The following is a 12,819-nucleotide window of genomic DNA, read 5'->3' on the forward strand; positions in this document are numbered from 1 at the left end:
ATTATACTTTTTTCCAATATGAAACGCCATTCAGCGGAAAGCTCGGCAAGATAATCACAACTATTTACACATTTTCCGCTATATAGTTTGTTGCTGCCTGTAATGCTTCCGTTATTTTTTGTGGGTCTTTACCCCCGGCCTGGGCCATATCAGGGCGACCGCCACCTCCACCACCACATGCCTGGGCTGCCTGTTTTATCAAATTTCCTGCGTGTATCCCCGTTTGGACAAGATCCTTGGAAACACCTGCTGCCAATTGGACTTTTTGGTTATTTTCAGAAGCAAGTAAAATAACACCCGTTCCCAGTTTTTGTTTTAACTCATCAACCATATTACGTAACTGATTCATGTCCTTTACGTCTACCTTTTGCGCCAGCAGCGGAATTCCTTTTATCTCTTCTACCTTATCCAGAATAGAGGATGCCTCCAAATTGGATAATTTTGCACTGAGTGATTCATTTTCTTTCTGTAGCGCTTTGATTTCTTTAAACAATCCATCAATTCGCTCAGGTATATGATTATCTGTTGTTTTTAACAGTTGTGATACGTGAGCAATGATTGCCAACTTTTGGTTAAAGAAAGTGTAAGCCTGTTTGCCTGTCACGGCTTCGATCCTTCTGGTTCCAGCACCGATTCCTGTTTCAACGGCTATTTTAAATATACCGATTTCAGCCGTGTTTTGCACATGACAGCCACCACAAAGTTCAATGCTGTAATCCCCTGCCTGAACAACACGAACAATATCACCATATTTTTCGCCAAACAATGCCATGGCACCCATTTCTTTTGCCTCATCAATTTTCATGGTATTAATGACAACCGGCAGCGATGCCCAGATTTTTTCATTAACGATTTGTTCAATTTGCTGCAATTCATCCTGACTAATCGCGTTAAAGTGGGAAAAGTCAAAGCGCAATCGCTCCGGGGTTACTAATGATCCGGCCTGGTTAACATGATCTCCCAACACATCTTTAAGTGCCTGATGCAGCAAATGGGTGGCCGTATGGTTTTTGACAATCATGTTGCGGAATTCTGTATCAACGGCAGCCTTCACACAGTCCCCAATCTTTATTTCTCCATCCTTTACCTTAACATAATGAAGGTGTTGGCCTTTTGGCGACTTTTGTACATTTTCAACATACAAAGACACTTGATCGGTGTATATCCACCCCTTGTCTGCAATTTGCCCTCCGCTTTCCGCATAAAACGGCGTCTCTCTAAGAAATACAACCACCTCATCCCCAGATTTGGCAACGTCCGTTAGTTCCTTGCCGTATATGATCTGTTCAATGGTTGTATCTGTTTCTAACCGGTCATAGCCAACAAATTCACTCACCACATCAACTTTTCCCAGTAGCTCATCTTGCACATGCATCGAATCCACTTTTTGTTGTGCGTTTCGGGCCCGTTCACGCTGTTGTTTCATTTCTTCTGCAAAACCAGCCTCATCAATAGTGAACCCTTCCTCTTGCACATATTCTTCAGTTAATTCTTTGGGAAATCCATAGGTATCATATAAACGAAAAACTTCCTTGCCAGGGAATACCTGACTTCCATTTTCCTTTTCCTTTTTCAAAATCGAATGAAGAATTCCCAGACCTTCATTTAAAGTCTCGTGAAAGCGTTCCTCTTCTGTTTTAATAACCGTCTCAATATAATCTTTTTGTTTTAAAACCTCTGGATAAAAGGCGTTCATTATCTCCCCGACTGTTGCCACCAGCTTGTACATAAATGGTTTTTCAATCCCCAGTTGTTTGGCAAATCGTACAGCCCGGCGCAATAAACGGCGTAACACATAACCTCTTCCTTCATTGGACGGCAACGCATTGTCACCAATCGCAAATGCAACTGTACGAATATGATCGGCAATCACCTTATAGGCCGTATCTGTTGCATGATCCGTTCCATACCGAACTGCAGCAATTTCTTCAATCTTGTTGATGATCGGCATAAATAGATCCGTTTCGAAATTGGTTGATGCATTCTGAATGACGGAAACAATTCGTTCAAGCCCCATACCGGTATCAATATTTTTTTTGGGTAAAGGAGTGTACGTATCGTCCGGGTTATGGTTAAACTGGGAAAATACCAAATTCCAAATTTCCAAATAACGTTCGTTTTCACCTCCAGGATATAATTCCGGATCGGTTGGATCATTTCCGTATTTATCACCACGATCATAGAAAATTTCTGTATTCGGTCCGCTTGGTCCTTCACCAATATCCCAGAAATTTTCTTCCAGGCGGATGATCCGTTCCTTTGGCAGTTTTATCTCGTGCAACCAAATATCATACGCTTCATCATCTTCCGGATGGACCGTAACTGATAACAATTCCGGGTCAAAGCCAATCCATTTTTCATCGGTCAGAAATTCCCACGCCCATAAAATGGCTTCTTTTTTAAAATAATCACCTATCGAAAAGTTACCCAACATTTCAAAAAAAGTATGGTGCCTTGCTGTAAAACCAACATTTTCAATATCATTTGTCCTGATTGCCTTTTGTACATTGACAATTCTCGGATTATCCGGAATGACACTACCATCAAAATACTTTTTTAATGTGGCAACTCCACTGTTGATCCAAAGTAGTGTTGGATCATTCTTCGGTACCAGGGAGGCACTTGGCTCTACCCGATGACCTTTTTCTTTAAAGAAATCCAAAAACATTTGACGTACTTGTGCTGATGTTAACTGTTTCATATTACTGCCTCCATATTTTCTTTCCCCATTAAAAAATCTCCTCTCTGCATAATGCAGGGACGAGATATTCGCGGTACCACCCTATTTATAAATGAAAATAATTTGATCATTTATCACTTTGCACGATAACGGTGTGGGTACCGGCGGAGTTTTTTCCGCACTCCAGTTTAGCTTCCATGACGCTTGTTCTAAGGATTCCTTTCAGCAACTGGCATCCATCTCTTGTAGACAAGGTTATCATGTACTTGGAACTTTCAAACGTGTTAGCTTATTTAGCGATATTATAAAAAATAATCAATGAAATGTCAACGTTGCTGTTTCATCATTCTGATTGCCATCACATGGGATACAACGACTTTAAGTATCGTTAAAACCGGTACTGCCACAATCATGCCGATAACGCCTCCGAGTTCCCCACCTAATAACAGGGCAAAAATAATGGCGATCGGGTGAATGGCAATACTCTTTCCAACGATGTACGGTGATAGTAAATTACTTTCAATTAATTGTATGACAAAGACCGCGATTAACACAAAAATGATTAATTTTGCCGACATGGTTAAGGTAATAGCCACCGCTGGAACTGCACCAATTATCGGACCAAAATACGGAATAATATTTGTCAAACCCATAATAATGGCAAGCAGCAATGCATATTTAATATGGAGTAGCTGAAAAGCAATGTACGTTGCCAGAAAAACAAAAAAACAAACAATTAGTTGCCCGCGAATATAGTCACCAAGACTTTTGTCAATCTTTGCACATAGATCACTGCCATCACGATGATATTTTACCGGTATCCATTTTTTGATATAGTCCTTTATTCTTGTAAAATCTTTTAGGAAGTAAAACACCAAAACGGGAATCACCGTAAGGAAAACAATCATGTCAAAAACCTTGGTGAATCCGTTAACCGCTTTACCGACCAGATTTTCAACCCTTGTTTCCATTCCGGCGATTAAGTGATCCATCTTGTCATGAACCACTTCCGGCAAAAAGGATGTATATTCATAAAGTTGATAAACCAAGTCTTGATACATCTGGATTAGTTGTGGTAATTGCGCCTGTAAATCACTCAGTTGGTGAATCATGGCCGGATATATGCGGTAAATGGCATAACCGGAACTACCGAAAAACACCAAATAAATCAAAAGAATAGCAAGACCTTTGGGAATATGGTAGCTATTGATTTTTTTGACAATTGGATAAAGAAGATACGCGATCAAGCCGGCGATAATAAATGGTGCAAACAAATGCCATAGAAAAGCAAGGATAACACGGTAAATGGGAAAAAGTTTAACAAGTAAATAGATAAATAATAAGACAAAAATACCGGTAATGACCCAGTAGAGGAATGGAAGTGGTGTTTTCTGCTTAAACATGGGTTGCGCCCCTTCTCCGTATGCTGCACGAAACAAAAATTAGCGCTACCACTGTACTTTCCTTTCCTCTTCCGTAAATAGATCATTTAAAGAACTCAGCGAACCATCTGCTTCAATCTGGTGTACTGTAAGTTCGTTATCACTAGTAATGGATAGCTCAATAAAACAATTCCAGCAATAATACTGCTGTGAACCGATTTTCCCAATATCTTTTCCTTTGCAATTCGGACACTGCAACATCCTGATACTCCTTTGTGAACGAGCATAAGTACCAGTACCAGCACATGAAAGTGTACACTACGCTCATAATATAGATTATTAATGTAGCGTAACCCCGAATTGGAAAAAATATACCTTTTTCGTTACATAAAATCGTAGGGAGTAAGCTCTTCCTCTCCGCTATCCATTTCATCCACTGGGGGAGTAGGCTCTTCCTCCCCATTGTCCGTTTCTGCCATTGGTTTTATCAGCCGCTCCTGCAATTGTTCCCGAAGTGAGGTATACCTGATGTTGGTGTCCGTTGTTCGTACCCCGCGAAGAAATGCACCCATCTCCCCGCAAATAATCAATGACCGTTTACTCCTGGTAATCGCCGTATATAGCAGGTTTTTTCGAAGCATCCGACTGTATCCGGATACGACAGGCATAATAACGATAGGAAACTCACTTCCTTGCGATTTATGAATGGAAATACAGTAAGCGTGCATGATGTTCACATACTCATTAGGCTCATAAGCAACCTCATGTCCATCATAATCAATAACCAACTGTTCCACCTGTTCTTCATTTTCATCCTCTTTAAATATCGCCACGACTTCGCCAATATCTCCATTAAATACCCGATCCTCCGGTTGATTGACCAGCTGAATCACTTTATCGCCAACCCGAAAAACCGCATCCTGTGTTCTCACTTCCCGTTTCTGCTCTGTTTGCGGATTGATCAACTGCTGCAAATGCTGATTGATCATCGTAATCCCGGCTTGCGTTCGATACATCGGAGCAAGAACCTGGATATCCCGCAAATCAATGCCTTTATCCAGTGCTTTTTGATAGATCGTTTCAATACAAGTAATGACCTGTGATTCAAAGCAGGAAATAAAACTAAAATCTTTCGCCTGCTCTAATGATGATTCCGTACACATATCATCTTTGATTTGGTGTGCCAGCTGAATAATTTTCGAACCTTCCTTCTGCCGGTAGACCTCATTTAACCGGACGAACGGAATCAGAGAACTGCCGAGCAAATCACTTAACACCTGTCCAGGACCAACAGATGGCAGCTGATCTTCATCACCTACCAATAGGACTTGCATATCATCTGGAATAGCTTTAAACAGATTATTGGCCAGCCAAATGTCCACCATGGAAAATTCATCAATAATAATAAATTTCCCGTTCAATGGTTCCTTCTGATCTTTTTCGAACGTACGATCACCATCCCAGCCAAGCAAACGATGAATCGTCGTTGCCGGAAGTCCGGTCGATTCATTTAACCGTTTGGCTGCCCGACCTGTTGGTGCTGTTAAAATAAATGGAAAATTCGATGGCTTATCATAGTCTTTAGGTTGAAGTGATAGATCCTCGATAGTAGCGTATGCCTTTAGAATGCCTTTGACAACCGTTGTTTTCCCCGTACCAGGCCCCCCGGTAAGGATCATGATCTTTGAATCAAGTGCCTGGTGAATCGCTTCAAACTGTTCCTTTCCGTAACTTAATATTTCCTGATCTTCAATTTCACCAGTAATTTTCATTAATTCGGCTAGTGGTGTTTGATGCTCAACAGGTTTGTCAATAAGTCGCTTTAAATGGGAAGCAAGACCGTCCTCCGCATAGTATAACGAGGGCAAATAAACATTTCCCTGGTTTAAAATCAGCCGCTTTTCCTTATTCAATTCCTGCAAACGATCCTTGACGTCATCTTCCATTAATGGGGAACCAGGATGATGAAGTAGTTGCATCACCCGTCTGATACACTCCATTAGTGGTAAATATACATGTCCATCCGGCACGCTTTTTTGCAAGATGTAAATGCACGCAGCACCAATTCGATTTGGATGTGTTAAGGGGATACCATTTTGTCTGGCGATTTCATCTGCTTTTTGAAAGCCAAACCCTTCCACATCAAAGACATATTGGTAAGGATCCTTCTGCAGCTGATCTATGGTCGCTTCTTGATAAACCTGGTAGATCGTTTGCGCCATTTTTAAGCCAATACCATATTTCGCCAAATGAACCGCTACATGTTCAAATCCCTCATTTTCTTGTAAGTTTTTTACAAGTGATTCTTTATTTTCTTTTTTGAGTCCCGGAATTGCATCCAATACCGATGGGTTATTTAAAATAGTGGAAATCGCGGTTTCACCTAAGTGATCGATGATTTTGGCAGCTGTCTTCTTTCCAATGCCATGAAATAAGTTACTGGATAAATAGGCAATTAAACCATCCTTTGTGTCAGGTATGATGGTTTGATAGGAATGGACTTTATATTGCAGTCCAAATTTGGAATGGCGTTCGAATTTCCCGTAAAAGCAGTAATTTTTCCCTGTTATTAAATTGGAAAAATATCCTTTGGCCACAATATCCTTTTTGCTATAATCCTCATTGGTGCTTTTTATTTTTATTTTGGCAATCGAAAAATGCTCCGCCTCATTATGGAAAATGGTATACAACAGTTCCCCTGTTATATACCCTCCTTCATTTCTATTCATTTCGGCATTGGTTTCGTTCGTCATCACAACTACCCCGCCATCTTACTTGTGGTCATGACCGATCAGCTCATCGACTTTTTTCTTTCCGTTTGCAGCCAAAACATGGTCAGGCTGGTACTGTAACGCTTCTTCAAAATGTTGACGTGCACTTTTTGGTTTGTCATGATACAAATCAATCACACCAAGATTATAATGGGCATCGCTATGCTGTGCATTACGATCCAGGACTTTTCTGAACACAGGCTCAGCCTCGGTCACATAATCGCTTTGCGCCAAAGCAAGGCCATATTGAAACAACAATTCATCATCATTTTGATCCAGCTCGGTAGCCCGAAGCAAATAGGGTAACGCCAATCTAAACTGTTCTTCCTTTTGCAATGTTAGGCCGAGCATATAATAAACGTCCGCTTCTTCCAGTCCCAGTTCTATTGCCTTTTGGAAATTCTCCTGCGCCCTGGCATAGACAGATTGTTCGAAAAATAGGTTTCCCAGTCCGTAATATGCTGTAGCCGCATCTTCATCGAGAGCGATCGCCTTTTCAAAAAATGCTTTAGCACGAGGCAGTTCATTTATATGCATTAATAAATTCCCAAAATTAATGTAGCCAACCGGATCTTCGGGATGTTCCTCAATCCATTCATTGAATAGTTTTGCCGCCGTCTCATAGTTTCCATCTCTCATTTCGGCAATTGCCTGCTGGTTTTTATTCATTTCTATTCACCCCTGTTGAATAGGTTTAGCCTACATAATCAAGATACTGCTCGTCCTTGATAATTTCATCGATCGTACCGCCGCCGAGGCAGACTTCACTATCGTAAAATACAACGGATTGACCTGGAGTAATTGCACGTTCTGGTTCGTCGAAGATCACTTGTACTTTCCCGTTCGCCAATGGGTGTACGGTTACACCACTGTCCTGCTGACGATAACGGAATTTGGCTGTGCATGTTAATGGTTCGGACAAATCAACACTGCCAATCCAATTCATATCTGAAGCAATGAGACTATCAGAATATAATGCTTCATTGGCAAAACCTTGCTCAACATAAAGCACATTATCTTTAAGATTTTTTCCCACAACAAACCACGGATCTCCAGCACCACCAATTCCAAGACCTTGGCGCTGCCCGATTGTATAATACATCAGACCATCATGCTTACCTTTCACTGCGCCCGCCAACGTACGCATTTCCCCAGGCTGAGCTGGTAGATATTCACTCAAGAATTCTTTGAAATTCCGTTCTCCAATAAAACAGATGCCTGTACTATCTTTTTTCGTTGCAGTTGCCAGATTATGTTGCTTGGCAATTTCGCGTACTTCACTTTTTGGTAAATGACCCAGCGGAAACATAACTTTGCTGAGTACATCCTCTGTCAATTGATTGAGGAAATATGTCTGATCTTTATTATCATCCACTCCTCGCAGCATTTGATAGTGGCCATCTATAAAACGGATCCGTGCATAATGTCCTGTCGCTACATAATCGGCACCAAGGGATAAGGCATGATCTAAAAATGCCTTGAACTTGATTTCTTTATTACACATAACATCCGGGTTTGGCGTTCTTCCTGCTTTATACTCGTCCAGAAAATAGGTAAATACTTTATCCCAATATTGTTTTTCAAAGTTAACCGCATAATAAGGGATACCAATTTGGTTACACACCCGGACAACATCATCAAAATCTTCAGTTGCGGTACATACACCGGCGTCATCCGTGTCATCCCAGTTTTTCATAAAAATGCCTACTACATCATAACCTTGTTCTTTTAAAAGCAATGCCGCAACCGAGGAATCAACACCGCCACTCATACCAACAACGACTCTGGTATTTTCATTTGTTTTCATATCTGTTCACCACCTTATTATGATTTTAATCGATTTATGATTGCTGCAACACGTTTTGCCGCAGTCGTTACATTCTCCATTGTATTATATGTGCCAAAGCTAAAACGAATGGAGTTTGTTGCCCGTTCATTATCTGCTCCATACATTGCCGTTAACACATGGGAAGGTTCCACTGACCCGGCTGTACATGCACTGCCACTTGAAGCGGCGATCCCGGCTAAATCCAAATTGGTTAACAATGTTTCCACATGCATACCCGAAAAGCTGATATTTACGATTGTTGGAACAGCCAATTCCGAATCGCCATTTACTTGAAAAGAAATCCCTTCCTCGGTTAAAATATCGAGAAATAATTGCTTAAACCGCTTGTACTGTTCGATCCGATCCGTTCTTGCAGCAATGCTTTGTTCAACCGCCTTTTGAAAACCAACTGCCTCAACAACATTTTCAGTGCCAGCACGGCGTTTGCGTTCCTGCTCACCACCAAATTGCAGTTGCTTCAGAGGAACTCCATTTCTAACAAACAAAAAGCCGATCCCTTTTGGCCCATTTAATTTATGGGCAGATGTAGACAGCAGATCAATCCCCAGTTCATGTACCGGGAGATCCAACAGTCCATAAGCTTGCACCGCATCCGTATGGAAATACGCCTGGTGTTCCTTAAGCAAATTGCCAATTTCTGCAACCGGCTGGATCACACCTGTTTCATTATTTACAGTCATCACCGAAACAAGAATCGTATCATCGGTCAATGCATGCTGCAAATCATCCATCGCAATTTTCCCATCCTGATAAACCGGTAAATAGGTTACTTGAAATCCCTTTTGTTCCAGTGCCTTTGCCGTATGCAATGTAGCATGATGCTCCTGAGCTGTCGTAATAATATGGTTTCCTTTTTCCTGATTTGCAAGTGCCGTTCCAATCAGGGCCAGATTGTCTGCTTCAGTTCCACCGCTTGTAAAAATAATTTCTTTGTCATTTGCGCCAATACTATCTGCCAAAACATGCCTGGCCTCATCCAAATAGCTTCTCGCTTTGCGTCCGAATGAATGAACACTGGACGCATTGCCAAACACATCCGCATAAATGGAATACATGGCATCCAATACCTCTTTGGTAACCGGAGTTGTTGCAGCATGATCCAAATAAATTTGTTCCATCTTTACCTTTCCTTCCTGTCTAGCTCTGGCGTCCAGTCAAACAGACACCTTTTGTTTTAACCTCCTAAATATAAAACATATACGAATCTTGCAGCTGGTCATTTTCGTGGTTTTTCAAATCTTCTAATGTCGTTGTATCAAGCACATTTTTAACCGCATCTCTGACCCGTAACCATAATGCCTGTTGAGCAGGCTCTTCGTTTTCAATACCTTCCACAAGCGTAATCGGTCCTTCCAACACACGAATAATATCACCAGCAGTTATTTCTTTTGACTGTTTTGCCAAAACATATCCTCCGTAGGCTCCGCGCACGCTTTTTACCAGTCCGGCATTGCGCAATGGGGAAGCCAATTGTTCCAAATAATGTTCCGACAAGTCCTTTTCCCGGGCAATTTGTTTAAGTGAGATGGGACCCTCCCCAGCGTTTCTCGCCAATTCAATCATGATCGTCAAACCATATCGACCTTTTGTTGATATTTTCATTATATACACCTCAATATTTCTTCATAACGTTTTTCGTATTTTAGCATACATCGCTCATTTCCATTCCAGATACTTGCTATTATAGCACGAATGGTAGTTCCTTGCATTTTCATACATTCACAATTAGGCTTATTAAAGAAAGGCATTACAACCAACCCAATTGATTAACAATGCTTTGTGCATAAATCATTATTATATACAAAGGAAGATTAAAATGAAACAAAAACCACTTGCCTATCGAATGCGGCCCGCACATATTGAAGAGATAATCGGCCAGGAACACTTAGTTGGTGAGGGGAAAATTCTACGACGCATGATTGATGCCAAACGGCTTGCCTCCATGATTTTATTTGGCCCTCCAGGCACCGGAAAGACATCGATGGCAGTAGCATTAGCCAAAACACTTGGTATCCGGGTTAAAATGCTCAATGCGGTGGTCGACAAAAAGAAAGATATGGAAATTGTTGTTGAGGAAGCAAAAATGTCCGGGCAAATTGTTCTCGTGTTAGATGAGGTCCATCGCTTGGACAAGGCGAAGCAGGACTTTCTGCTGCCACACGTGGAGAACAACCTGATCACGTTAATCGGTTGTACAACGAGTAACCCATATCACTCGATCAATCCGGCGATACGTAGCCGCTGCCACCTATTTGAAGTCCATGGGCTAACCATTGAAAACATTAAAACAGCCATTAAACGGGCGATTACCGATAAACAAAACGGACTTGGAGATCAGAATATCGAATTGACCGATGATGCAGTCGAACACTTTGCTTTTGCCGCCAATGGAGATATGCGGTCAGCATTAAACGGACTGGAACTGGCTGTTGCCTCGACACCAAAAGATAATGATGGAAAAATCATTATTACACTTGCAATTGCGGAAGAATGCATGCAGAAAAAAAGTTTTTCCCATGATAAGGATGGGGATGCCCATTATGATGTCTTGTCAGCCTTTCAGAAATCCATTAGAGGTAGTGATGTCAATGCCGCGTTGCATTATTTAGGAAGACTAATCGAAGCTGGTGATTTGGACAGTATTGCCAGAAGGATGATTGTCTGCGCCTATGAAGACATTGGACTTGCAAATCCGCAGGCGGGACCCCGCGCAGTTGCGGCAGTACAAGCAGCCGAACGATTAGGTTTTCCGGAAGCTCGTATTCCGCTTGCGGTAGCCATTACAGAATTGGCATTATCACCGAAATCAAACACGGCCTACGAAGCCATGGATGCTGCTCTAAGTGATATCCATAATGGTAAAAGTGGTGAGATCCCGCTTCATTTAAAGGACGCACATTATCAAGGTGCCAAAACTATCGGCCGCGGCGTAGCGTACAAATATCCGCATCACTATGAAAACAGCTGGGTCAAGCAACAATATTTACCTGATTCAATTAAAAAAAGGCAGTACTACAAGCCAAAAGGGTCAGGTAAATTTGAACAGGCATTAAAACAAGTATATGAAAAAATTCAGGCAGCAAATAATACAAACTAGTCACGTATATTTCCTTTTTCAACCGGTCATAATAGTTACTAGATAATCAATCTATGGAATTATGATGATATCTCGTGAATCGAAAAAGGAGATGAATGATATTGGTTAAGGTTAGACAGGATGCATGGTCACATGAGGATGATCTATTATTAGCGGAAACCGTATTACGGCATATCAGGGAAGGCAGCACCCAGCTTAACGCATTTGAAGAAGTTGGGGATAAATTAAATCGTACATCGGCAGCATGCGGGTTTCGTTGGAATGCCGAGGTAAGAAGGAAATATGATCATGCTATTGATTTGGCAAAAAGACAACGAAAAGAAAAGAAACGGGCAATAGCACAAAGCTTACCGAAGTCTAGAAAAACAGCAATTTCATTACCGCAGCCAAACAAAGAGAGACCGGTTGTAACGGAAACTAGTTCAGATAGTGTTCCAGCGAATACATCCGCACTTACTTTAGATATGGTGATCCAATACCTGAATGAGGTAAAAAAAGACTATCATGCTTCCAATCAATCAAAACAAAGCTTGGAAGCTATGCAAGAGGAAAACGCCAGGTTAAACGAACAGGTGGATGAATTGGAACAGAAGTTGGCACAAACCGAGAAACAGCTGGCAACTATTCAGGAGGATTATCAAGTGTTTATGCAAATTATGGATCGCGCTAGAAAAATGACTGTTTTTGAAGATCAGGGTAATATGAAGCCACCCGCATTTAGGATGGACAAAAATGGTAATTTGCAACAAATTGCCCAAAGTTCCAATCAATAAAAAACTCTTCCCTACAGGAAGAGTTTTTTATTGATTGTTAACTATGTAAGATCAATCCCAATGTGCCGTTTAATTCCTGGTTTTGATCCCGCTCTACGCAGGTGGGTGCTCTGTTCCATACATTGTACGTCCCCGCTTCATGTAAGTAGAGGCATGCACGCAACATGGAAACCTGCAAGCTCCCGGTTATATTAATGTTCGGTCAAAACAATATACCAAACGTACACATCAGGATTGACCAACAAACCTAATTGTTTGTAAAAATAA

Annotated in this window: 10 protein-coding genes, 1 other RNA gene and 1 other annotated feature; of the genes, 2 read left to right on the top strand and 9 right to left on the bottom strand. The window is 41.4% G+C overall.

The window, feature by feature from the left end; translation table 11 throughout:
• Positions 1 to 64 precede the first annotated feature (64 nt).
• The 8 genes from alaS to cymR form a co-directional block, all read right to left on the bottom strand.
• On the bottom strand, positions 65 to 2,701 hold the full coding sequence (alaS, locus tag ABRT01_RS06670) for an alanine--tRNA ligase (protein ID WP_367746641.1): 2,637 nt from the start codon (positions 2,699 to 2,701) through the stop codon (positions 65 to 67).
• Positions 2,702 to 2,753: 52 nt separating this feature from the next.
• Positions 2,754 to 2,969, bottom strand: a binding site (T-box leader).
• 37 nt (positions 2,970 to 3,006) lie between these two features.
• Positions 3,007 to 4,083: an AI-2E family transporter gene (locus tag ABRT01_RS06675; RefSeq protein ID WP_367746642.1), complete on the bottom strand. Its 1,077-nt coding sequence runs from the start codon at positions 4,081 to 4,083 to the stop codon at positions 3,007 to 3,009.
• Between the two features lie 45 nt (positions 4,084 to 4,128).
• Positions 4,129 to 4,323 carry a hypothetical protein gene (locus ABRT01_RS06680; protein ID WP_269412117.1) on the bottom strand — a complete coding sequence of 65 codons (195 nt, stop codon included), beginning with the start codon at positions 4,321 to 4,323 and terminating at the stop codon, positions 4,129 to 4,131.
• A gap of 122 nt (positions 4,324 to 4,445) precedes the next feature.
• The gene (gene recD2, locus ABRT01_RS06685; RefSeq protein ID WP_367746644.1) at positions 4,446 to 6,815 is read right to left on the bottom strand and encodes an SF1B family DNA helicase RecD2; all 2,370 of its coding nucleotides are present in this window, start codon (positions 6,813 to 6,815) and stop codon (positions 4,446 to 4,448) included.
• An 18-nt stretch (positions 6,816 to 6,833) separates the two neighbouring features.
• On the bottom strand, positions 6,834 to 7,502 hold the full coding sequence (locus ABRT01_RS06690) for a tetratricopeptide repeat protein (protein ID WP_367746645.1): 669 nt from the start codon (positions 7,500 to 7,502) through the stop codon (positions 6,834 to 6,836).
• 25 nt (positions 7,503 to 7,527) lie between these two features.
• Positions 7,528 to 8,640, bottom strand: a complete 1,113-nt coding sequence (gene mnmA, locus ABRT01_RS06695; RefSeq protein ID WP_367746646.1) for a tRNA 2-thiouridine(34) synthase MnmA — start codon at positions 8,638 to 8,640, stop codon at positions 7,528 to 7,530.
• A gap of 17 nt (positions 8,641 to 8,657) precedes the next feature.
• The gene (locus tag ABRT01_RS06700) at positions 8,658 to 9,800 is read right to left on the bottom strand and encodes a cysteine desulfurase family protein (RefSeq protein WP_367746647.1); all 1,143 of its coding nucleotides are present in this window, start codon (positions 9,798 to 9,800) and stop codon (positions 8,658 to 8,660) included.
• Between the two features lie 64 nt (positions 9,801 to 9,864).
• Positions 9,865 to 10,284, bottom strand: coding sequence for a cysteine metabolism transcriptional regulator CymR (gene cymR / locus ABRT01_RS06705; protein ID WP_269412112.1), 420 nt, complete (start codon positions 10,282 to 10,284; stop codon positions 9,865 to 9,867).
• A gap of 214 nt (positions 10,285 to 10,498) precedes the next feature.
• Here cymR and ABRT01_RS06710 point away from each other — a divergent pair, with 214 nt between their 5' ends.
• Both ABRT01_RS06710 and ABRT01_RS06715 read left to right on the top strand, forming a co-directional pair.
• On the top strand, positions 10,499 to 11,779 hold the full coding sequence (locus ABRT01_RS06710; protein WP_367746648.1) for a replication-associated recombination protein A: 1,281 nt from the start codon (positions 10,499 to 10,501) through the stop codon (positions 11,777 to 11,779).
• A 101-nt stretch (positions 11,780 to 11,880) separates the two neighbouring features.
• Positions 11,881 to 12,552 carry an RsfA family transcriptional regulator gene (locus ABRT01_RS06715; protein ID WP_269412110.1) on the top strand — a complete coding sequence of 224 codons (672 nt, stop codon included), beginning with the start codon at positions 11,881 to 11,883 and terminating at the stop codon, positions 12,550 to 12,552.
• Between the two features lie 50 nt (positions 12,553 to 12,602).
• On the opposite strand, the gene ssrS is transcribed toward ABRT01_RS06715, so the two are convergent.
• Positions 12,603 to 12,790: non-coding RNA, 6S RNA (gene ssrS / locus ABRT01_RS06720), on the bottom strand.
• Between the last annotated feature and the right edge of the window lie 29 nt (positions 12,791 to 12,819).

The organism is Lentibacillus sp. L22, assembly GCF_040812445.1.
Taxonomy (GTDB): domain Bacteria; phylum Bacillota; class Bacilli; order Bacillales; family Amphibacillaceae; genus Lentibacillus_C; species Lentibacillus_C daqui.